The 21,145-nt window shown below is 50.0% G+C and carries 21 protein-coding genes and 1 pseudogene; 16 read left to right on the top strand and 6 right to left on the bottom strand.

Annotation, left to right across the window (positions count from 1 at the left end; all coding sequences use genetic code 11):
* Positions 1–10: 10 nt before the first annotated feature.
* Positions 11–721 carry a septum site-determining protein MinC gene (minC, locus tag H4O27_RS11765; RefSeq protein ID WP_165006959.1) on the bottom strand — a complete coding sequence of 237 codons (711 nt, stop codon included), beginning with the start codon at positions 719–721 and terminating at the stop codon, positions 11–13.
* 81 nt (positions 722–802) lie between these two features.
* Here minC and H4O27_RS11770 point away from each other — a divergent pair, with 81 nt between their 5' ends.
* A complete protein-coding gene (locus H4O27_RS11770; protein WP_165006956.1) occupies positions 803–1,660 on the top strand; it encodes a Rossmann-like and DUF2520 domain-containing protein in 858 nt (285 codons plus the stop codon).
* Positions 1,661–1,849: 189 nt separating this feature from the next.
* On the opposite strand, the gene H4O27_RS11775 is transcribed toward H4O27_RS11770, so the two are convergent.
* From H4O27_RS11775 to H4O27_RS11785, 3 genes are all read right to left on the bottom strand, one after another.
* Positions 1,850–2,305, bottom strand: coding sequence for a Spy/CpxP family protein refolding chaperone (locus H4O27_RS11775; RefSeq protein ID WP_165006931.1), 456 nt, complete (start codon positions 2,303–2,305; stop codon positions 1,850–1,852).
* 548 nt (positions 2,306–2,853) lie between these two features.
* Positions 2,854–4,326, bottom strand: a complete 1,473-nt coding sequence (locus H4O27_RS11780) for a malate:quinone oxidoreductase (protein ID WP_165006953.1) — start codon at positions 4,324–4,326, stop codon at positions 2,854–2,856.
* 299 nt (positions 4,327–4,625) lie between these two features.
* Complete coding sequence (locus H4O27_RS11785; RefSeq protein WP_165006950.1) at positions 4,626–4,865, bottom strand: TM2 domain-containing protein; 240 nt, start codon at positions 4,863–4,865, stop codon at positions 4,626–4,628.
* Positions 4,866–5,124: 259 nt separating this feature from the next.
* Between H4O27_RS11785 and H4O27_RS11790 the strand changes: the two are divergent.
* A pseudogene (locus tag H4O27_RS11790) lies at positions 5,125–5,838 on the top strand (formate/nitrite transporter family protein).
* A 73-nt stretch (positions 5,839–5,911) separates the two neighbouring features.
* On the opposite strand, the gene H4O27_RS11795 reads toward H4O27_RS11790, so the two are convergent.
* Positions 5,912–6,493 (bottom strand): 5-formyltetrahydrofolate cyclo-ligase, encoded by a 582-nt coding sequence (locus H4O27_RS11795; protein WP_226883403.1) that lies wholly within the window; start codon positions 6,491–6,493, stop codon positions 5,912–5,914.
* A 72-nt stretch (positions 6,494–6,565) separates the two neighbouring features.
* On the opposite strand from H4O27_RS11795, the gene H4O27_RS11800 reads away from it, so the two are divergent.
* The 6 genes from H4O27_RS11800 (at position 6,566) to H4O27_RS11825 (ending at position 11,147) form a co-directional block, all read left to right on the top strand.
* On the top strand, positions 6,566–6,811 hold the full coding sequence (locus tag H4O27_RS11800; protein ID WP_165006945.1) for a hypothetical protein: 246 nt from the start codon (positions 6,566–6,568) through the stop codon (positions 6,809–6,811).
* A 233-nt stretch (positions 6,812–7,044) separates the two neighbouring features.
* A complete protein-coding gene (gene rpsB, locus H4O27_RS11805) occupies positions 7,045–7,770 on the top strand; it encodes a 30S ribosomal protein S2 (protein WP_095503062.1) in 726 nt (241 codons plus the stop codon).
* Positions 7,771–7,896: 126 nt separating this feature from the next.
* Entirely contained in the window at positions 7,897–8,751 is an 855-nt protein-coding gene (tsf, locus tag H4O27_RS11810; RefSeq protein WP_165006942.1) for a translation elongation factor Ts, read from the top strand.
* A gap of 424 nt (positions 8,752–9,175) precedes the next feature.
* On the top strand, positions 9,176–9,895 hold the full coding sequence (pyrH, locus tag H4O27_RS11815; protein WP_165006939.1) for a UMP kinase: 720 nt from the start codon (positions 9,176–9,178) through the stop codon (positions 9,893–9,895).
* A gap of 107 nt (positions 9,896–10,002) precedes the next feature.
* Positions 10,003–10,350 carry a helix-turn-helix domain-containing protein gene (locus H4O27_RS11820; RefSeq protein ID WP_165006937.1) on the top strand — a complete coding sequence of 116 codons (348 nt, stop codon included), beginning with the start codon at positions 10,003–10,005 and terminating at the stop codon, positions 10,348–10,350.
* A complete protein-coding gene (locus H4O27_RS11825) occupies positions 10,347–11,147 on the top strand; it encodes an IS3 family transposase (protein WP_193004273.1) in 801 nt (266 codons plus the stop codon). Before H4O27_RS11820 ends, H4O27_RS11825 begins: the two co-directional genes overlap by 4 nt.
* 75 nt (positions 11,148–11,222) lie before the next feature.
* Here the strand turns inward: H4O27_RS11825 and H4O27_RS11830 are convergent, their stop codons facing one another.
* Positions 11,223–11,702, bottom strand: coding sequence for a DUF2846 domain-containing protein (locus H4O27_RS11830; protein WP_165011030.1), 480 nt, complete (start codon positions 11,700–11,702; stop codon positions 11,223–11,225).
* A gap of 332 nt (positions 11,703–12,034) precedes the next feature.
* Between H4O27_RS11830 and frr the strand changes: the two genes are divergently transcribed.
* The 8 genes from frr (at position 12,035) to lpxD (ending at position 21,141) form a co-directional block, all read left to right on the top strand.
* Positions 12,035–12,592 (top strand): ribosome recycling factor, encoded by a 558-nt coding sequence (frr, locus tag H4O27_RS11835; protein WP_165011032.1) that lies wholly within the window; start codon positions 12,035–12,037, stop codon positions 12,590–12,592.
* 74 nt (positions 12,593–12,666) lie between these two features.
* On the top strand, positions 12,667–13,413 hold the full coding sequence (gene uppS, locus H4O27_RS11840; protein WP_165011034.1) for an undecaprenyl pyrophosphate synthase: 747 nt from the start codon (positions 12,667–12,669) through the stop codon (positions 13,411–13,413).
* Positions 13,414–13,417: 4 nt separating this feature from the next.
* Complete coding sequence (locus H4O27_RS11845) at positions 13,418–14,215, top strand: phosphatidate cytidylyltransferase (RefSeq protein WP_165011036.1); 798 nt, start codon at positions 13,418–13,420, stop codon at positions 14,213–14,215.
* Between the two features lie 126 nt (positions 14,216–14,341).
* Entirely contained in the window at positions 14,342–15,526 is a 1,185-nt protein-coding gene (gene ispC, locus H4O27_RS11850; RefSeq protein WP_165011038.1) for a 1-deoxy-D-xylulose-5-phosphate reductoisomerase, read from the top strand.
* A 67-nt stretch (positions 15,527–15,593) separates the two neighbouring features.
* On the top strand, positions 15,594–16,934 hold the full coding sequence (gene rseP, locus H4O27_RS11855) for an RIP metalloprotease RseP (RefSeq protein ID WP_165011040.1): 1,341 nt from the start codon (positions 15,594–15,596) through the stop codon (positions 16,932–16,934).
* Between the two features lie 4 nt (positions 16,935–16,938).
* On the top strand, positions 16,939–19,332 hold the full coding sequence (gene bamA / locus H4O27_RS11860) for an outer membrane protein assembly factor BamA (RefSeq protein WP_165011042.1): 2,394 nt from the start codon (positions 16,939–16,941) through the stop codon (positions 19,330–19,332).
* A 70-nt stretch (positions 19,333–19,402) separates the two neighbouring features.
* Positions 19,403–19,915, top strand: a complete 513-nt coding sequence (locus tag H4O27_RS11865; protein ID WP_165011050.1) for an OmpH/Skp family outer membrane protein — start codon at positions 19,403–19,405, stop codon at positions 19,913–19,915.
* Positions 19,916–20,082: 167 nt separating this feature from the next.
* Entirely contained in the window at positions 20,083–21,141 is a 1,059-nt protein-coding gene (lpxD, locus tag H4O27_RS11870; protein ID WP_165011044.1) for a UDP-3-O-(3-hydroxymyristoyl)glucosamine N-acyltransferase, read from the top strand.
* Positions 21,142–21,145: the final 4 nt, after the last annotated feature.

Here is a 21,145-nt window from a genome sequence, read left to right on the forward strand (position 1 = left end):
TTTTAAAACATTATTCGGTGTCGATTGCGCTGATGACCAAGCGGTTGTCTTGCAGTGAAACTTGCACCGCGCGTTTGTGCAGGTGTTCGGGTAAATCCTGCTCGAAATTGCGGTAAATGCCGGCTACGGAAACCAATTCGGCCTGCATGGAATGGATGAAAATACGTGCGTTGGCGTTGCCTTTGGCACCGGCCAATGCACGGCCGCGCATAGGGGCGTAAATGTGGATGTTGCCGTCGGCAATCAGTTCCGCGCCTTGGCTGACGATACCGGTGACGATTAAATCGCCGTTTTCCGCGTAAACCTGCTGACCTGTGCGCACAGGGGTGCTGATCAATACGGTCGGATTACTGATGACGGTGGCGGATACGGCTTTAATGCCGGCCGGTTGCAATTGCGGCGGCTGCGGCGTATCCGATTTCTCTCCGCGGCTGAACACCAAATGATAGCGTGCGGCATAGGCTGCCCATGCTTCATTGTCGTGGCGCAAGCCCAAAATCTGCATGCCGTAGCGGGCAAACAGTGAAATCACAGCGGCCAAATCCAATGATTCCGGATGCTCGAAATCCTGTACATCCAAAACAAACGGCACAATTTCCAAGCCTTGATATTGGCCGGTACGCTGGCGCAGAAATTCTTCCAATTCAGTTAAATCTGCGGTGTGCAGATGAATAGCCAACACATCCAATCGTGCCGACTTAACGTCAAACGCGGGTTTCATAGTGAGTAAACAATAAAAAAATTTAATGACGTAAGTTTACCGTGTTAATCTAAGCTATTCAATCCGTTTAGGCCGTCTGAAATGAAAAAAATATTCCATATCGTAGGCGCAGGTCGCGTTGGACAAACTTTTGCCGCTTTATTGAGCCGTCATCCCGATTGGCAGCTTTCCCACATCGTCAGCAGCAGCCTGCCGCCGAATGCTTTTGGGGCAACGGTTTTAGCGGATATGGCTGATTTGCCGCCGGCGGATGTGGTGGTGATTGCCACGCCGGACAATGCCATCGAAGCCACTGCCGAGCGCCTTGCCCATAAGGTCGAATTGAGCCCGCAAACCGTGGTACTGCACTTGAGCGGCGCCAAAACCATACAGGTTTTACAAGCGGTTACGGAACGCGGCGCGTTGGCGGGCAGCCTGCATCCGGTGTTTGCTTTTGCCGATGCCGAACGCTCGGTGGCGCATCTGGCCGGAAATTTGTGCGCCATCGAAGCGGAGCAGCCTCAGGCTGTCGAGATTTTGCAACAATTGGCCGGCGCTTTGGGTTTAACCGCGTTTGCGATGCCGTCTGAATATAAAGCACGTTACCATGCGGCTTTGTCGGCGGCTTCCAATTTCAGCGTAACTTTGGCTGCGTTTGCCCAAAATCTGCTCGCGCCTTTGGTCTTGCCAGAAGCCTTATCGCGCCGTTTGGTCGGCAGTTTGATGCAGCAGAGTATCGATAATTTGAGCAAACTACCGCCATTGCAAGCCCTGACCGGACCGATTGTGCGCGGCGACGACGGCACAGTGGCGGCACACTTGGCAGCGATGACGGCAGAAGAGCGGGCGGCATACCGTGTGTGGGCGCAGGCTACCTTGAATTTGGCCGCAGCAAGATTGGATAGACAATCGGTGGAAAAAGTTCAGGCGGCCTTGGATTCGGGAACGGAATCTGTTTGAGGCCGTCTGAAACATATCGCTGCATGGTGGATTGATGCGCCGGTCAATTTAAACCAAACCCAGGCTGTTTGAAACCATGTTTCAGACGGCCTTGGTTCATTGATTAACACATCAAATTATAGTGGATTCACTATGGTTTTGCGGCATTGGCGGCATATCAGAGTGTGGTTCGCCTTGCATATTCGGCTGTCACGGTTGGCCGTGTTGGGCTTTGCGGTGGGTACGTTCTTGTTGGCGTTTTTGCCGGTTTTCCAGCAATTGTTTTTGCTGCTTGGCCGTCAACACTTGGAAAATGCCGTGACGCTCTTTCAAGCGTTTCACTTCCATGTCGGCCATGTGCTGTTTGCGCTCGGCAGCGTGTTGTTCAAATTCGGCCTGACGTTCGTTGATCAAGCGGCGGGCAGCGGCTTCATTGAAGTTTTTGCCGGTAATCAAGGCTTGTTCGGAGGCGCGGCATTGCTGTATTTTTTGTTGGCATTCGGCGCGGTTGGCGGCATAAAGTGCCTGACGTGAGTCGGTTTGTTGCGGACGGTTGGCTTCCATGATTTTTTGGATTTGTGCTTTTTGTTTGCTGCCCAGATTCAATGCTTGCAAACCGCAAGGCAATTTGCCTTTTTGATGCATTTTCTGGCCGTGTTTGTGCATGTGGCTCTGTTTGACCGGACAGCTGTTTTGCGATACGGCTCAGCGACCGGTCAAACCGATTAAAGAAGCAGCGGTAACGGCAATATATAGTGAATCTACTTTAAAATAGTACGGCGTTGGCTCGCAGCTGTATATCTATACTGTCTTCGGCTCGCCGCCTTGCCCTATTTTTAAAGTGAATCCACTATAGTGAATTCACTTTAAAAGTATTACAACGTAAACGGCCAGTTCCCAATTTTCAGACGGCATCAATGTGAGTTAAAGAACCCGTGCGTGCTTTGGCACGCACCCTACCGTTGTCGGGAAGGGATTAGCTGTCGTAGGGTGGGCAACTTGTTGCCCACCAAAACCATATTTCAACTATCATTGATTCACTGGTTTGTACAGAAAATTTGGTTGATTCATTATATAATTCATGCAAATCTGGGTTTTGCTAAGCTTTCGGGCCGTCTGAAAAATCATCAATAGGTTAATTTTTTGGCATTCAAGTTAAACAAAAACAGCGCATCGATGAGCGATGCGCTGTCGGGATAATATCTAAATGCCTATCAATGATGGATGCCCAACACTTTGGCAGTATGGCTGATGATTTCTTCGGCAAATTCAGGATTGTCGTTCAGTTTCACGCCATAGCTCGGAATAAGCTCTTTTATACGGCCTTGCCATGCGTCTTTGTGTTGCGGGAAGCATTGGTTGACTAAGCGAATCATCAGCGGTACGGCAGTTGACGCGCCCGGTGATGCGCCCAAAAGGGCAGCCAAAGAGCCGTCTTCATGCATCACCAATTCGGTACCGAATTGCAATACGCCGCCTTTTTTGTTGTCTTTCTTAATCACTTGCACGCGTTGGCCGGCAGTAATCAGTTCCCACTCGTCAGGATTGGCGTTCGGGTAGTATTCCATCAACGAGGCAATGCGCTCTTCTTTTGTTTTGCGCAATTCGCCCAGCAGGTATTTGGTCAGCGGCAGGTTGTCCCAACCGGCGCGCAAAATCGGCAGCAGGTTGTCGCGGTGAATCGACATCGGCAGGTCCATCATCGAGCCTTGCTTCAGGAAGTTGGGTTTGAAGCCGGCATACGGGCCGAACATTAAATGGCGTTTGCCGTCAACGTGGCGGGTATCCAAGTGCGGTACCGACATCGGCGGCGCACCGACCGAAGCTTGGCCGTATACTTTGGCGTTGTGGCGCTCGGATGTCGCTTCGTTGTTGTTGCGCAAGAACAAGCCGGATACAGGGAAGCCGCCATAGCCACGGCCTTCCGGAATGCCGGATTTTTGCAGCAGCGACAGGGCACCGCCGCCCGCGCCCAAGAAGACGAAACGGGTGCGCAGGGTGAGTTTTTGCGTATTGTCGCGGGTGTCGCAGGTTTTGATGGCCCATGCGCCGTCGGCTTCGCGGTTGATTTCTTCCGCATGGCGGTTGCACAACAATTTCACGCCGCGGCTGGTCAGGTTTTCAATCATTTGGCGGGTGATGTTGCCGAAATCGACGTCGGTGCCTTCTGCCGAGTAGTTGGCGGCAACCGGTTGGTTTTCGTTACGGCCTTCGATGACCAATGGCGCCCATTCGTGGATTTTGTTGCGGTCGGTCGAGAATTCCATTTTCTCGAACAATTTTTGTTTTTTAAATGCGTCAAAACGTTTCGGCAGGTAGGCGCAATGGTCGTCGGTCATCACAAACGACATATGCGGCACGCTATTGATAAACGAGTTGTCGGCCATTTTGCCTTCGCTGACCAAAGCCGCCCAGAATTGGCGGCTGATCATGAATTGTTCGGCAATATTCAACGAACGTTCGGGGTCGACGGTGCCGTCGCTGCCCAACGGGGCATAGTTTAATTCGCACAAAGCCGAGTGGCCGGTGCCGGCATTGTTCCAAGGGTTGGATGATTCTTGTGCAATATCGTCAAGGCGTTCGACAATGGTGATTTCCCAAGAGGGTTCGAGTTCTTTGAGCAGAATACCCAAAGTGGCACTCATGATTCCTCCACCAACCAATACAACGTCAGTTGCTTCAGCCATGGTTATACTCCTAAAGGATGGGCAATGATTTGCCTTTATGATTATTCCGTATTGGTGTCATCTGTGCATATACAGATTGTTAACAACGTATATTCTTAGAATTTAGTAGATTTCGCGCAGAAATGCAAAGATTTTATGAAAGGAATCAGTAGATTCGATGATATAAAGGCCGTCTGAAACATTCAGACGGCCTTGTAGGGTAAGGGATTGATTGTTTATGTATGAAAAATCATTAACATCAAAAAATTTTTAGATTTTCAAAAAAAGTCAAAATAAGTAAGCGTGTTTGCGCTCAAAAATTACACGATAATCGCGCCGAGCGAGTCGGTGGGTTTGAATGCCGCCAATACGCCCTCGATGATGCCGACGATGGCCGGAATGCCGGTCCAGCAGAATACGGCGTAAAACAACCCCATCCATACGCGACCGGCGCAGAATTTATGTACGCCGAACGAGCCAAACAATAAGGCCATGGCGACATAAAGCGCTTTATTGCAAGTGTGGGGATAAGACGCGGCATAAGAAAAAGACGGTTGCATAATACCTTTCTTAATCGATTGTTCTTGTTCTCAACAATGAGTATATAGGGTAGAACGCGGCAGACTCAAGGCCGTCTGAAACAGGTTTACTTGAATTTGCGTGTTTACGAAAAGATTTGAATTAAACTGAATTGAGAAACAAGTTTTCCTTGATAACCAAAATTATTTAGCCGCGCATAAAAATTCTTTTGTGCTGCAGCCAATAAACGGTTACATTGTGCGATTATTTTGTTTTTCAACGGTATAAGCATGAGCGGCAATCGCGATTTTTCCCCGCGAAATTTTGCAAGACAAGATTATCAAAAGCCAAAACAAATCCGTGGCCAGTGTGAAAAAGCCGAGTATTCTCAGCTTTTGGGGCGGCAATGCCGGTTTCGGCTATTTGGCTTATTTGTAAAGTGGTCGGCGGCATTCCGGCTGAACGGGCGGGGTTGGCGGCTTTGTTGGGCGCGGCGGTGTTCCCGATTTGTCTGGTTTGTATTTTGATTGGCGGCGGTGAATTGGTCACCGGCAATATGATGTCGCTCGGTTCCTTAACCAAAACAGTATCGGTCAAACTGTTGGCGCGTAACCGGCTGATTGTCAGTCTCGGTAACTTGGACGGTGCGATGGCGGTTGAGCAAGCTAAGTCGGTATGGATTTCGGTTGTGTCTTTATTTCTGCCGTCGCGTGTAATTGGATGGGGTGTACGGGTATTTGGTTTTGCTTCGGCTTGAAATTCACCTACGGCCGTATTTGGGCGATATGGTTTCCGGTGATGATTTTCGTGTTAATCGGTTTCCAACGGTTTGTTGTCAATATGTTTATTATTCCCGCCGGCATTTGGGCGGGTGCAGATGTGGCGCGGGGATATTTTTCCCGAACATGATTCCCGTGTTTTGGGGGAATGTGGCCGGCGGTCCGTTGTTTGTCGGCGCATCCTAAACCTGTATGCGCCTGCAAGCATTTGCCGAAAGAAGGTTTTTCGATTTAAACGATTTGTTAAAAAACGGCGTCTACCCTGGCATCGGGTAAACTCCGTCTTGATTTCGAGGCCGTCTGAAGGCTTAAAACTTCAATTCGCCCTGTTCCGAAACAAAACTGTCTAAAGCAATATCGTGCGGCTCGATGGGCAATTCACCGACCAATTGGCAGCCGAAGCCCACGCCTATGGTGCGGGGGTGTAAACGGTATTTCATCTGCGCCAAAGACACATCATAAAAGCCGCCGGCCTGCCCCAAGCGGTAGCCGCGTTTATCAATGCCGACAATCGGCACCAACAATACATCCAAGCGATGCACGCGGCGTTTTTCGCCGGCAAACTGCGGAATAAACAATTTAGCTTGTCCGCGTTTGCGCTCGGGTTGCTGTGTTTTGTCGGCCAAATAGCGTGTAAACCACAAGCGTCGGCTGTGCGGCTCAATATAAGGCAGATAAAGTTTTGCCCCGCGCGTCAAGGCCGTCTGAATAAAATCGTCCAAACGCAATTCCTTGCCAAGCGGCCAATATACACCGATGTGGCGGCCTTTTTTGATGTGTCGCTTCAGTAGGCGGTTGATGGTTTGCGTGGCGGCAGCGCGTTCGGCAGGAGGCATTTGCGCCCGCGCCCGGCGCAACTTGCGGCGTAATTCGGTTTTATCAAGATTCATTAGCTTCTCCGTTCGGGCGGATGGGGCGGATTTGAGGTAAAATCCGTTTCTCTTGTCATGAGGAACACGATTATGCGGCATATCGTCATTATCGGCTATTTATTTGTGGCGGTGATGTTTTCCGCCGCACAGCCCGGCATTGCACGCGCCTTGATTTATCTGCTGTTTTGGGCGGTGTTGCCGATGATTTTTTTATCATGGGTGGTGGCCGCACGCAGCCGCAACCGCTTGATGAAACGGGCCGACCGTGCCGAAAGCGAGGCCTTAAGGCAGAAAAAACAAACGGCGGAGCAGGCGCAAAATTCCGATTCGGAATGATTCGGCTGCGGCGATCATTCAGGCCGCCTGAAAAATCCGACAATACGCGCAGCAAAGCACGACATTTCCCTTTTCAGACGGCCTGTTATCCTATATAATTCTCGGGCTTTTGATTTTAAAAGCAAATTTCCATTTTCTAAACTATGCCCACTTTCGCCGAAGGGTGCTTGGTTCAAGCCAAGTTCTATGCGATTGAATGTGTGCTCTTAACCCTTTCAAATTTAAGGAATATTATGTCTCAAATTACCATGCGTCAGATGATTGAAGCCGGTGTTCACTTTGGTCACCAAACCCGTTTCTGGAACCCGAAAATGGAACAATACATTTTCGGCGCGCGCAACAAAATCCATATCGTAAACTTGGAAAAAACCTTGCCGATGTTCCAAGACGCGCAAGAAGCGGTTCGTCGTCTGGTTGCCAACAAAGGCACCGTATTGTTTGTCGGTACCAAACGCCAGGCACGCGAAATCATCCGTGAAGAAGCGACCCGTGCGGACATGCCTTTCGTTGACCACCGTTGGTTGGGCGGCATGTTGACCAACTACAAAACCGTGAAACAGTCTATCAAGCGTTTGGAAGAAAAAACTGCTGCTCTGGAAAATGCTGCCGAAGCCGGTTACAGCAAAAAAGAAATTCTGGAAATGCAACGCGACGTTGAGAAACTGGAACGCTCTTTGGGCGGTATCAAAAACATGAAAGGCCTGCCTGACGCCATTTTCGTGATTGACACCGGTTACCAAAAAGGTACTTTGGTCGAAGCTGAAAAATTGGGTATCCCTGTGATCGCCGTTGTCGATACCAACAACAGCCCTGATGGCGTGAAATACGTGATTCCGGGTAACGATGACTCTGCAAAAGCCATCCGTTTGTACTGCCGCGGTATCGCCGATGCCGTTTTGGAAGGCAAAAACCAAGCCTTGCAGGAAACCGTTGCCGCTGCCCAAGCTGCTGCTGAATAATACAGCGACGAAAGAGGGGGCTTTTAGCCCCTTTTTTCAGATAACCAAGCGCGGCTTAACGCCGCACTTACCGATTCCGAATAAAGCCGATTGGCTTTATTTTCCTAAAAATTCAAGGAGTTTAACATGGCAGATATTACTGCAAAAATGGTTGCCGACCTGCGCGCCGCTACCGGTCTGGGTATGATGGAATGCAAAAAAGCGTTGGTTGAAGCCGAAGGCAACATGGAAAAAGCCGAAGAAATCCTGCGCATCAAATCAGGCGCGAAAGCCGGCAAATTGGCTGGCCGTACTGCTGCCGAAGGCGTATTGGCTTATGCCATCGAAGGCAACTTGGGTGCTTTGGTTGAAGTAAACTGCGAAACCGACTTCGTAGCAAAAGATGCCGGCTTTGTGGCTTTTGCCAACTCTGTGGCCAAAACTGCCGTTGCGCAAAAACCTGCTTCAGTAGAAGCCTTGAGCGAAGCCGTTGAAGCCGAGCGTAAAGAAATCATCGCCAAATTGGGCGAAAACATGTCCGTACGCCGTTTCGAATTGATCGACACCCAAAACCAGCTGACTGCCTACATCCACGGTGCTTTGGCGACTGAAGGTGTATTGGTTGAATTCAAAGGTTCTGAAGATGTTGCCCGTAAAATCGGTATGCATATCGTAGCCGCTAAACCGGTTTGCGTTTCAGAAGCCGAAGTGGATGCTGAAACCGTTGAAAAAGAACGCCGCATCTACACCCAGCAAGCCATCGAGTCTGGCAAACCTGCCGACATCGCTGAAAAAATGGTAGAAGGCCGCATCCGTAAATTCTTGGCAGAAATTACTTTGAACGGCCAACCGTTCGTGATGAACCCGGATCAAACCGTGGCCCAATTCGCCAAAGAAAACGGCACTGAAATCATCAGCTTTGTACGTTACAAAGTAGGTGACGGTATTGAGAAAAAAGAAGTTGACTACGCTGCCGAAGTAGCCGCTGCCGCTAAAGTGTAATCAGCCATGAATAAGAAAGCACCTGGATTCATTCATATTGAATCAGGGTGCTTTTTTTTGAGAATTTTATTCAGACGGCCTGTTGATTTGTATGAAATACAGGCCGTCTGAAAACCGAATGAGTTGAATTCACGTTAAACACATGTTTTGATTTATCTACGGAAAATATAGTGGATTCACTTTAAAATAGGACAAGGCGGTGAGCCGAAGACAGTATAGATAATACGGCCAGGCGAGCCAACGCCGTACTATTTTAAAGTGGATTTACTATACTAAAATTGAATAAAATTCAAGGCGTTTATTCTTGTTAAGCCACTCATTGCACATACCAGCGTATCTCTATTTTTATATTGTTGAATGCCGTCTGAAAACCTAACATAATGTTCAGACGGCCTCTGTAAACCCGTAAAGAAAAGGTATTCCCATGACCCAGCAAGTAAAATACAAACGCGTATTATTGAAACTCTCAGGCGAAGCTCTGATGGGCAAAGATGCGTTCGGCATTAACCGCGACACCATCATGCAAATTGTCGGCCAAGTCAAAGAAATCGTTGATTTGGGCGTGCAAGTTGGTGTGGTGGTCGGCGGCGGTAATATTTTCCGCGGCGTATCCGCGCAAGCCGGCAGCATGGATCGTGCCACTGCCGACTACATGGGCATGATGGCCACCGTCATGAACGCCTTGGCTTTGAAAGACGCATTCGAATCACTGGGCTTGAAAGCCCGTGTGCAATCTGCCTTGAGCATGCAGCAAATCGCCGAAACCTATGCCCGTCCGAAAGCTATCCAGTATTTGGAAGAGGGTAAAGTATTGATTTTTGCCGCCGGTACCGGTAACCCGTTCTTCACCACCGATACCGCCGCGGCTTTGCGTGGTGCGGAAATGAACTGCGACGTGATGTTGAAAGCCACCAACGTGGACGGCGTGTACACTGCCGACCCGAAAAAAGATCCGTCGGCCACCCGCTACGAAACCATCACATTTGACGAAGCGTTGAACAAAAATCTGAAAGTGATGGACGCCACCGCATTTGCCTTGTGCCGTGAACGCAAACTCAATATCGTCGTGTTCGGCATCGCTAAAGAAGGCGCGCTGAAAAACGTGATTTTAGGCGAAGACGAAGGCACATTGGTGCATTGTTAAGCCGTTGTTGCATAGCTGAATGCTTCATGAAGAGAGGCCGTCTGAAAAAAATGAACTGCACCCCAAAAGTTGGACACCCCTCCAACTTTAAAAGGTGCAGTTTTCTTATGTCCAAATATAACCTACACTTCAAATACCGAGCCGTACTCCATTATCACCAAGTGCACAGCCAACAGCGCACCGCAGAGCACTTCAACGTCTCGCGCACCCACCTGCGCCGTTGGATAGCCGCCTATCGCCAAGGCGGTATCGCCGCACTTCAACACCCGCAGGCTGCGTTTATGAAGACCAAACGCAAAAACCCGTTTATCGCCGACAAACCCGACCACGAAAAAACCCGGGCGGAACTGATTGAAGAGTTACGTTACATGAGGGCGGAGAACGACTACCTAAAGCACATGAAAGCCCTCAACGAAAAGAACGCCGCCAAAGCTGCGAAACCGTTCAAACGTTGAGAGCGAAGCACCCGCTGAAATATCTGCTGCACAGTGCCGGCATTCCCAAAAGCAGCTTTCATTACCATATCGGCAAAGCCGATCCCGATGCGGCGGCCAAAACCGCAGTAAGTGAAGTCTATCGCCGACACAAAGGCCGCTACGGTCATCGGCGGATTGCCGCCGTATTGTCATGGAACAAAAAGAAAGTGCAGCGCATTATGGGTTTGTTGGGACTGAAAGCCAAAGTCCGCAGCAAAAAAGCCTACCGTCCGCAGGTAATAGGAGAGGCTTCGGATAATATTCTTAATCGTGAATTTACTGCCGGCAAACCGGCAGACAAATGGCTGACCGATGTGACGGAGTTCAAATGCACAGACGGGAAGCTGTACTTATCGCCGATATCGGATGTGTTTAATCGGGAGATTGCGGCCTATTCTTTAAGCCGCAAAGCAAACAGTAAAATGGTGGCGCAAATGTTGGATAAAGCATTTGGCCGTCTGAAAGGCCAAACGCCGCTGCTGCATTCCGACCAGGGTGTGCTTTACCGCACCGGGGCTTATCGGGCGAAACTGGCTGGGAAAGGAATGGTGCAAAGCATGTCGCGCAAAGGAAATTGCCGGGACAATGCGCCGATGGAGCGTTTCTTCGGTACATTAAAAGAAGAGAGCTTCTATCAGGAAGGTGCGTTGTCGGTGGCAGAGCTGACAGAGGTAATAGATGATTACATACATTACTACAATCATGAGCGGATTAGTTTAAACTTAAAAAAGCTGAGTCCTGTCGGCTACAGAACCCAGCTTGAAAAGGCTGTTTGAGAAAGATTCTTAACTTGTCCAAGTATTGGGGGGCAGTTCAAAATTCAGACGGCCTTTTTGAATCATTTCGTTTTATTATTTTGGTAGGACTTTATCACAGTTACCAGGTGTCGCCATATTTAGACGAGAGATTGCGGCTTTCCCTGTTGCTTCATCTACTTGTTCCAAATTTGCACCGCCAACAAAGGCTCCCATTTTGATATATTGGCGAACGAAATAATTTTTACCGGCATCGGTATTAATTGTTAAGTGATTTTCTGAAAACTCTGATTCAGTAGATAATTTATGAGGTTGATTACCAGTAACCTCTCTATAAAAGAAGACTTTATCTGCAGATTGACCCAAGCATTCGCCATCTACCCAGATATCTTTTTTCAATGCTTTTCCAACAAAACTGTCTCGATAAACATATAAACCTGCATTTCCTTCTGACGGTTTGTTAAATTCTTTGGCTTTATTAGAAGCAGTTGCATCTGCCATGCTTACAGATGCGCAGCCGCTTAGGATAGATAAAGTGAGACTTACTGCAATCATACTATTCAGTAAAATTTTCATACTATTTCCTTTATTAGGTGAAGATTTTTTAGGTTATTCTACATGTTGAGTAGTAAATCGATAATATATGTAAAAAATATTTTCCAAAATAAACATTATAGAAGGTTTAAATAGTGTACAGAAGACATTCAGATGAATAGACAAAGATGCACATCAAAACTTAATTGTTAAATATCGGTTAAAAAACAAGGCCGTCTGAACGGTTTGGCTTGTCGGAATGCTTGATTAACGGTACTATTCAACGTTATTAAGCCGATTTGTGCGCCCAAAAAGCGTGTTTCAGACGGCCTGAGTCCTTATCTGTTTGATTTTAATAATAAGTGAGCTAAGAAATGATTAGTGATATTCAAAAAACCGCTGAAAGCAAAATGCAGCGGTCGTTGGAAGTGTTGAAGGAAAACCTGTCTAAAGTCCGCACCGGCCGTGCGCATACCGGCTTATTGGATCAAGTGGAAGTGGAATATTGGGGCAGCATGGTACCGGTGAGCCAAGTGGCCAACGTGACTTTGATCGATTCGCGTACCATCGGTGTGAAACCGTTTGAAAGCAATATGGCAGCCAAAGTGGAAAAAGCGATTCGCGATTCTAATTTGGGTCTGAACCCTGCGGCGGTAGGCGATTTGATTCGCGTGCCTATGCCGATGTTGACCGAAGAGCGCCGTAAAGATTTGATTAAAGTCGTGCGCAGCGAAGCCGAAGAAGGCCGCGTGTCTATCCGCAATGTGCGCCGCGATGCCAATGACCACATCAAAAAATTATTGAAAGACAAAGGAGTACCGGAAGATGATGCGCGCCGTGGTGAAGAAGCGGTGCAGAAACTGACCGACAAATACATCGCCGAAGTAGACAAAACCCTGGCTGCCAAAGAAGAAGATTTGATGGCTATCTAAATCCTGATTTCAGGATTTGAAACAGGCGGGGCGGTTGGCTCTGTCTTTGCGGTCTTTCTTCCAATGAGGCAAACATGAACAGCAGTACGCAAACAATTTTGGCGCATACCGACGTGCCACGTCACATTGCCGTGATTATGGACGGTAACGGACGCTGGGCAAAAAAACGCTTTCTGCCCCGTGTAATGGGGCATAAACGCGGTCTTGATGCGCTTGAAACCATGGTGAAGCATTGTGCCGAAAGGGGCGTGCAATACCTGACCGTGTTTGCCTTTTCAACGGAAAACTGGCGCCGCCCCGAAGATGAAGTTTCTTTTCTGATGGGGCTGTTTTTGCAGGCTTTGCAAAAGCAGGTGAAGCGGTTGCACGAAAACAATATGCGCTTGAAAATTATCGGCAGCCGCGAACGGTTTCATGCCGATATCGTGGCGGGCATTGAAGCGGCCGAAGCGCTGACGGCCGGCAATACCGGCCTGACCTTAAGCATCGCTGCCGATTACGGCGGCCGCTGGGATATTTTGCAGGCGGCCAACAAAGTGATGGCCGAAGGCCATAGCGAAATCACCGAAGCGCTCATCAGCCGCCATTTGATGCTGGGCGATGCGCCCGAGCCGGATTTGTTTATCCGCACCGGCGGCGAAACCCGCATCAGCAATTTCCTATTGTGGCAGATGGCTTATGCCGAGCTGTATTTTACCGATGTGTTGTGGCCGGATTTCGACGAAAAAGCCTTAAGCGCGGCCATCGCATCTTTCCAAAAACGCGAACGCCGTTTCGGACGCACTTCCGAGCAATTGCCGGTAGAGCAGCAAAGGGGTTGAAACGATGTTGAAACAACGAATCCTTACCGCACTGGTGTTGCTGCCTGTGATGTTGGTCATGCTGTTTTATGCACCTGACGGCCTGTGGGCGGCATTCAGCGGTCTGATTGCACTGGTAGCTCTGTGGGAATATGCCCGCATGAGCGGTTTGAGCAAAATCCAAATCAACCATTTCATCGTCGCCGGCCTGATTTTCGGCATCGTTGCCTATTTGGGCGATTGGAAACTGCCAAACGTGGTGTGGTATGCCGTGTTGGCGTTTTGGCTGCTGATTATGCCGCTGTGGCTGAAGAATAAATGGAAGCTCAAAGGAGGCTGGCAAGCGTATGCCGCCGGCTGGATGTTGATGCTACCGTTTTGGTATGCCTTGGTCGATTTGCGCCCAAGCCCTGAAAGCGCCGTGCCGCTGCTGGCGGTGATGGGTTTGGTGTGGGTGGCCGATATTTTCGCCTATTTCACCGGCAAGGCATTCGGTAAAAACAAAATCGCGCCAACCATCAGCCCGGGGAAAAGCTGGGAAGGTGCTATCGGCGGCGCAGTGTGCGTGACTTTGTACATGACTTGGGTATGGTATGCGGATTGGCTGGCGTTTGAAACCGGTTGGCCGAATGTGCTGTTAATCGGTTTTGTGTTGACCGTGGTCGGCGTGTGCGGCGATTTGCTGGAAAGCTGGCTCAAGCGCGCGGCCGGCATGAAAGACAGCAGCAACCTTTTGCCCGGCCACGGCGGTGTGTTCGACCGTGTGGACAGTCTGATTGCCGTCTTGAGCGTGTATGCCGCCATGATGGCGATTTTGAATTAAAGGCCGTCTGAACTGAAAACATACAGATAATTTTCAGACGGCCTTCATTTTAAAAATATTTAAAGCAGCGAACATTTTATTCTATGCCGTCTGAACGTTTCAGACGGCCTAAGCAGAAATCAAACCATGACCACACAAATTCTCACCATTTTAGGCAGCACCGGCAGCATCGGTGCCAGCACCTTAGACGTGGTTGCGCGCCACCCTGACAAATTCCGCGTTTTCGCGCTGGCAGGGCATAAACAGGTTGAGAAATTGGCGGCGCAATGTGTGCAATTTGCACCTGAATATGCGGTGGCGGCCGATGGCGGGTATGCTGCGAAGCTGCAAAATTTGCTGCAAGCCAAGGGTTGTAAAACCCAAGTGTTGCACGGTGCGCAAGCCTTAATTGATGTAGCGAGTGATGAGCAGGTCAGCGGCGTGATGTGCGCAATTGTTGGTGCGGCCGGCCTGCCTTCCGCTTTGGCGGCGGCGCAAAAAGGCAAAACCATTTATCTGGCCAACAAAGAAACCTTGGTCGTATCCGGTGCGTTGTTTATGGAAACCGCCAAGGCCAATGGCGCGACCGTGTTGCCAATCGACAGCGAACACAATGCCATTTTCCAAGTATTGCCGCGTGATTATCAAGGCCGTCTGAACGAGCACGGCATCCAATCGATTATTCTCACCGCTTCCGGCGGCCCGTTTCTTGAAACTGATTTGGCCGCGTTTGACAGCATCACGCCGGCGCAAGCGGTGAAGCATCCGAATTGGAGCATGGGGCAGAAAATTTCGGTGGACTCCGCCTCGATGATGAACAAAGGCTTGGAGCTGATCGAGGCGCATTGGCTGTTTAATTGTCCGCCGGATAAGCTCGAAGTGGTGATTCACCCGCAGTCCGTTATTCACAGTATGGTGCGTTATCTCGACGGATCGGTGTTGGCGCAAATGGGCAATCCCGATATGCGTACGCCGATTGCCTATTGCTTGGGCTTGCCCGAGCGCATTGAATCCGGCGTGAGCGCGTTGGATTTCGGCAGCTTGTCGGCCTTAACCTTTAAAGAGCCTGATTTCAACCGTTTTCCGTGTTTGAAGCTGGCCTACGATGCCATGCGTGCCGGCGGTGCGGCGCCTTGCGTGTTGAACGCTGCCAACGAAATCGCCGTGGCTGCGTTTTTAGACGGCAAAATCCGTTTTACCGATATTGCCAAAGTGGTGGCCGATTGTTTGGCGCATAATGTTTCAGACGGCCTCTGCGATATTGAAAGCCTGTTGGCACAAGATGCATACACACGCATTCAAGCGCAAGAATGCATTGACCGTTTAAAATAATGTTCAGACGGCATCCTTTGATTAAGGCCGTCTGAACACACAACATCAAAACATCAGGGGGATTTTTTTGCAAACCTTATTAGCATTTGTCGTTGCGATTCTGATTCTGGTCAGCCTGCACGAATTCGGCCATTACATTGTGGCGCGTTGGTGCGGCGTGAAAGTATTGCGCTTTTCTGTCGGTTTCGGTAAGCCGTTTCTGACCAAAAAACGCGGCGACACCGAATGGTGTTTGGCTCCGATTCCGTTGGGCGGCTATGTCAAAATGGTCGATACGCGCGAAGGTAATGTGCCGGAACAAGACTTGCCTTATGCCTTCGATAAACAGCATCCGGCAAAGAAAATCGCCATTGTCGCTGCCGGCCCGCTAACCAATTTGGCCTTGGCGGTATTGCTGTATGGCTTGAGTTTCTCTTTCGGCGTCACCGAAATCCGTCCGTATGTCGGCATGGTTGAACCGGCCAGTATCGCTGCCAAAGCAGGATTCCGGCCGGGCGATAAAATCCAATCGGTCAACGGCACTGTTGTCGGGGAGTGGGGTGATGCCCAAACCGAAATCATTTTGAACGTGGAGGCAGGTAAGGTGGACGTGGCCGTTCAGACAGCTTCCGGTCAAGAAGCGACACGTGTGATTGACGCTGCCGGTACACAGGAAGCGGGTAAAATTGCGAAAAATAACGGCAACATCGGTCTGTGGCCTTTTAAAATCACCAACTATGTCGGATTTGTGCAAGAAGGCAGCCCGGCCGAGCAAGCCGGTTTGAAGGAGGGTGATAAGCTGATCAGTGCCGATGGCCGTGAAATCGGCGAATGGGCGGTTTGGGCGGAATTGTTCCGCGACAGTCCGGGCAAGAAGCTGGGCGTGGTGTATGAGCGCAACGGCCAAACCTTTCAGACAGCCTTACGCCCGAATACAGTAGAATTGAAAGACGGTACCTTGGTCGGTCGCGTTGGCATAGCCGCTCAGCACGATGAAGTGTGGGACAAGCAGGTTCGCTTCCAATATACGCCGTCGGTTGGTAAAGCCTTTCAAATGGGTTGGGATAAAATGGTCGGCTATTCGGCCACCACCTTGAAATTTTTCGGTAAGCTGATTACCGGCAACGCTTCGGCCAGCCATGTTTCCGGGCCGTTGACGATTGCAGACGTCGCCGGTCGTTCGGCTTCTTTGGGCTTGCAGAGTTATTTGGAATTTTTGGCCTTGGTCAGCATCAGTTTGGGTATTCTCAACTTGCTGCCGGTGCCTGTTTTAGACGGCGGGCACTTGGTGTATTATACCGCCGAATGGATACGCGGAAGGCCGTTGAGCGAGCGCATTCAGTCCATCGGTTTACGATTCGGTCTGGCTGCCATGCTGATGTTGATGGCAGTGGCGTTCTTTAATGATATTAATCGTTTGTTTGGATAATTGTATGAAATTAAAACAGATTGCTTCTGCTTTGATGATGTTGGGTTTGGCACCTTTGGCATTGGCCGATTTCACCATTCAGGATATTCGTGTCGAAGGTTTGCAGCGCACTGAGCCGAGCACCGTGTTCAACTACCTGCCGGTCAAAGTAGGTGACAACTTCAGCGATGAGCGCAGTGAAGAAATCATTCGCAACCTGTATGCCACCGGTTTCTTTGACGATGTGCGTGTTGAAACCTTAGGCAATCAAGTGCTGCTGACCGTGGTCGAGCGTCCGACCATCGCCACCTTGAACATCACCGGTGCAAAAATGCTGCAAAACGATGCCATCAAGAAAAACTTGGAAGCATTCGGTTTGGCCCAATCGCAATATTTCAACCAAGCAACTTTGAATCAAGCCATTGCCGGTCTGAAGCAGGAATATATAAGCCGCGGCAAGCAGTCGGTGGAAATCAAGCCGGCTGTGACCAAACTGGCGCGCAACCGCGTTTCCATCGATATCACAGTGGAAGAAGGCAAATCAACTAAAATTACCAACATCGAATTCGAAGGCAACGAGAAATATTCCGACCGCAAACTGATGAAACAAATGTCGTTGAGCGAAGGCGGTATGTGGACTTGGTTGACCAAGAGCAACCAATTCAACGAACAAAAATTCGCGCAAGACATGCAGCGCGTGAATGATTTCTATCAAAACAACGGCTATTTCAGCTTCCGCATTTTAGACACCGACATTCAAACCAACGAAGACAAAACCCGGCAAACCATCAAAGTGGTGGTGGATGAAGGCGAACGCTTCCGTTGGGGCAAAGTACGCATTGAAGGCGACACCCGCGAAGTACCGAAAGAAGATTTGTACAAACTGCTGAAAATGAAAGAAGGCAAGTGGTACGAGCGCCAGCAAATGGTGACTGCGCTGGAAGGCATTCAGAACCGCATGGGTACGGCCGGTTATGCCTTTAGCGAAGTGAATGTGCAGCCGCAACCGAATCCCGAAACCAAAGTGGTGGATTTTGTGTTGCACATCGAACCGGGCCGCAAAGTCTATGTCAACGAAATCAACATCACCGGCAACAATAAAACCCGTGATGAGGTGATTCGCCGCGAATTACGCCAAATGGAAGCCGCGCCTTACGACACATCTAAGCTGCAACGCTCTAAAGAGCGCGTGGAATTGTTGGGCTACTTTGACAACGTGCAATTCGATGCCAAGCCGGTTACCGGCACGCCTGACCAAGTCGATTTGAACATGAGCCTGACCGAACGTTCGACCGGCTCGTTGGATTTGAGCGCAGGTTGGGTGCAGGATACCGGTATGGTGGTTTCTGCCGGTGTGGCGCAGGATAATTTGTTTGGTACCGGTAAATCGGCTTCTGCCCGTTTGTCGCGCAGTAAAACTACGCTCAACGGCTCGTTGTCGTTTACCGATCCATACTTCACTCCGGATGGTGTGAGCTTGGGTTACGACATTTACGGCCGTAAATATGATCCGCGTAAAGCCTCTTCCAGTGCGAAACAGTATCAAACCACTACCGTCGGCGGCGGTTTGCGCATGGGCGTACCGATTACCGAATACGACCGTGTGAATTTCGGTTTGGCGGCCGAGCATTTGAAGGTAAACACCTATACCGGCGCCCCCAAACGTTATCGTGAGTTTATGGGCGAACACACCGGTAGTGAAATCGGCAGCTACAAAGGTTGGCTGTATAAAGGCACTATCGGTTGGGGGCGCAATAAAACCGACAATGCCTTGTGGCCGACCCGTGGCTATCTGACCGGCATCAATGGTGAAGTGGCCTTGCCGGGTAGTGATTTGAAATACTACACCCTGACCCACAATCAGACTTGGTTCTTCCCATTGAGCAAAGATTTAACCTTGATGTTGGGTGGCGAGGTCGGCTACGGCAACAGTTACGGTAACACCAAAACCATGCCGTTCTTTGAAAACTTCTACGGTGGCGGTTTAGGCTCGGTGCGCGGCTTTGAAGGCAGCACCTTAGGCCCGAAAGTGTATGACGAATACGGCGATAAAATCAGCTATGGCGGTAACCGCAAAGCCAACGTATCGGCTGAATTGCTGTTCCCAATGCCGGGTATTAAAGATGCGCGCACCGTGCGTTTGAGTCTGTTTGCCGATGCCGGCAGTGTGTGGGACGGCAAAACCTATACTGATTCCGATAACGACACTTACTACAGCAATGGTGCGACACAAAACGTGTATGGTAAAGGTACCAGCCACAAATCAACCTTTAAAGAAGAGTTGCGTTACTCTGCCGGTGCAGCAGTGACTTGGCTCTCGCCTTTAGGTCCGATGAAATTCAGTTATGCTTATCCGATTAAGAAAAAAGAAGGCGATGAAATCCAACGCTTCCAATTCCAATTGGGTACTACATTCTGATTCAGGCAGGCCGTCCGAACCTGTTCAGGCGGCCTAGGTTTCTTGCCACAAGAATGTAAAGGAATTGATGATGAAAAAATTATCGACAATCATCCGCTTGGGCGGTGCTGCGCTATTGGGCTTCGGCCTGATGGCGCAAACGGCGGCAGCCGAAGCTGTACAGAAACTGGGCTTTATCAATACCGAGCGCGTGTATCTCGAATCCAAACAAGCGCAAGGCATTCAGGCTAAGCTGGAAAAAGAATTCAGCAATCGCCAAAAAAACCTTCAAAAGCTGCAAAAAGAAGGTGCGGACTTGGAGCAAAGGCTGGCCGACAACCGCCTGCAAGGCCAAGCACGTGACAAGCTTGCCAAGCAATGGGGCGAAATGGTACAGCGTTTCCGCCGCGAGCGGGCCGAATTGGCGGAAGACTACAATCTGCGCCGCAATGAAGAATTCGCCGCCTTGCAGCAAAACGCCAACCGCGTGATTCTCGAATTGGCCAAGCAAGAAGGCTATGACGTGATTTTGCAGGACGTGATTTACGTCAACAGCAAATACGACATCACCGACAGCGTGATTAAAGCGCTGAATGCACGATAAGGTTTCAGACGGCCTTGGAAAATGTAATAGGCCGTCTGAAAACATTACACAGCCGTTACCTTATTGTTCTGCCGATTTAGACGGCCTGTTGCGGTCGGCTGCACATCATTTATTCTTTGCCGCTAACGCAATCATTTCCAGCGTTCAGACGGCCTGAAAGTCCCACCATGACTTCACAAACTTATACTCTTTCCCGAATCGTGGCCGAACTCGGCGGCGAATGGCGTGGCGACGATATTGCCATCCAAGCCGTGCGCCCATTGACTGAAGCGCAGGCCGAACACATCAGCTTTTTGGCCAACCCGAAATACAAAGCCGATGTGCACGACAGCCACGCCGGTGCGATTATTGTGTCAGCCAAGTCTGCCGATGAATTCAGCGGTCGCAACCTGATTGTTGCCGCCGATCCTTATCTTTATTTCGCCAAAGTGGCGCGCCTGTTTTCACCCGTCGTGAAAGCCACCGGCGGCGTGCATCCGACTGCTGTGATCGAGCCGAGCGCGATTGTGCCGACCAGCTGCGAAATCGGTGCCAACGTCTATATCGGCGCGAATACCGTTTTGGGCGAAAACTGCCGTATCCTGGCCAATGCCGTCGTCGAACATGACTGCACCTTGGGCGAAGAAACTGTCATTCACCCTAACGCCGTGATTTACTACGGCTGTACCTTGGGCAAGCGCGTGGAAATCCATTCCGGTGCGGTCATCGGCGCCGACGGCTTCGGCCTGGCCTTTGCCGGTGATTCGTGGTTTAAAATTCCGCAAACCGGCGGTGTGACCTTGGGCGATGATGTCGAAATCGGCTCCAATACCAACATCGACCGAGGTGCCATGAGCGACACCACCGTCGGCACCGGCACCAAAATTGACAACCAAATCCAAATCGGCCACAACTGCAAAATCGGTTCGCATACTGTGATTGCCGCCAAAACAGGTATTTCCGGCAGCGTGACCGTCGGCAATTACTGCATCATCGGCGGCGGTGTCGGCACCGTTGGCCATATTGAAATCGCCGACAAAACCAACATCGGTGGCGGCACCAGCCTGACCCACAGCATTACCGAACAGGGGCAGCACATTGCCGGCATCTTCCCCGATATGCCGTATAAAGAATGGGTGCGCAACGGCGTACACATCCGTCATCTGAATGACATGCACAAGCGTCTCAAACAGCTGGAAAAAACGCTCGGCACCGATAACCCAATCCAAACCGATTCTGAAAAATAAAAGG

Source organism: Neisseria yangbaofengii (genome assembly GCF_014898075.1).
Classification (GTDB): Bacteria; Pseudomonadota; Gammaproteobacteria; order Burkholderiales; family Neisseriaceae; genus Neisseria; species Neisseria yangbaofengii.

Coding starts and splice junctions, on each gene's coding strand:
- rpsB (WP_095503062.1), top strand. CDS start 7,045: ATGTCTCAAATTACCATGCGTCAGATGATTGAAGCCGGTGTTCACTTT.
- lpxD (WP_165011044.1), top strand. CDS start 20,083: ATGACTTCACAAACTTATACTCTTTCCCGAATCGTGGCCGAACTCGGC.
- pyrH (WP_165006939.1), top strand. CDS start 9,176: ATGACCCAGCAAGTAAAATACAAACGCGTATTATTGAAACTCTCAGGC.
- H4O27_RS11830 (WP_165011030.1), bottom strand. CDS start 11,702: ATGAAAATTTTACTGAATAGTATGATTGCAGTAAGTCTCACTTTATCT.
- bamA (WP_165011042.1), top strand. CDS start 16,939: ATGAAATTAAAACAGATTGCTTCTGCTTTGATGATGTTGGGTTTGGCA.
- H4O27_RS11845 (WP_165011036.1), top strand. CDS start 13,418: ATGTTGAAACAACGAATCCTTACCGCACTGGTGTTGCTGCCTGTGATG.
- H4O27_RS11770 (WP_165006956.1), top strand. CDS start 803: ATGAAAAAAATATTCCATATCGTAGGCGCAGGTCGCGTTGGACAAACT.
- H4O27_RS11780 (WP_165006953.1), bottom strand. CDS start 4,326: ATGGCTGAAGCAACTGACGTTGTATTGGTTGGTGGAGGAATCATGAGT.
- H4O27_RS11785 (WP_165006950.1), bottom strand. CDS start 4,865: ATGCAACCGTCTTTTTCTTATGCCGCGTCTTATCCCCACACTTGCAAT.
- tsf (WP_165006942.1), top strand. CDS start 7,897: ATGGCAGATATTACTGCAAAAATGGTTGCCGACCTGCGCGCCGCTACC.
- frr (WP_165011032.1), top strand. CDS start 12,035: ATGATTAGTGATATTCAAAAAACCGCTGAAAGCAAAATGCAGCGGTCG.
- H4O27_RS11775 (WP_165006931.1), bottom strand. CDS start 2,305: ATGCACAAACACGGCCAGAAAATGCATCAAAAAGGCAAATTGCCTTGC.
- ispC (WP_165011038.1), top strand. CDS start 14,342: ATGACCACACAAATTCTCACCATTTTAGGCAGCACCGGCAGCATCGGT.
- minC (WP_165006959.1), bottom strand. CDS start 721: ATGAAACCCGCGTTTGACGTTAAGTCGGCACGATTGGATGTGTTGGCT.
- H4O27_RS11820 (WP_165006937.1), top strand. CDS start 10,003: ATGTCCAAATATAACCTACACTTCAAATACCGAGCCGTACTCCATTAT.
- uppS (WP_165011034.1), top strand. CDS start 12,667: ATGAACAGCAGTACGCAAACAATTTTGGCGCATACCGACGTGCCACGT.
- H4O27_RS11865 (WP_165011050.1), top strand. CDS start 19,403: ATGAAAAAATTATCGACAATCATCCGCTTGGGCGGTGCTGCGCTATTG.
- H4O27_RS11800 (WP_165006945.1), top strand. CDS start 6,566: ATGCGGCATATCGTCATTATCGGCTATTTATTTGTGGCGGTGATGTTT.
- H4O27_RS11795 (WP_226883403.1), bottom strand. CDS start 6,493: ATGAATCTTGATAAAACCGAATTACGCCGCAAGTTGCGCCGGGCGCGG.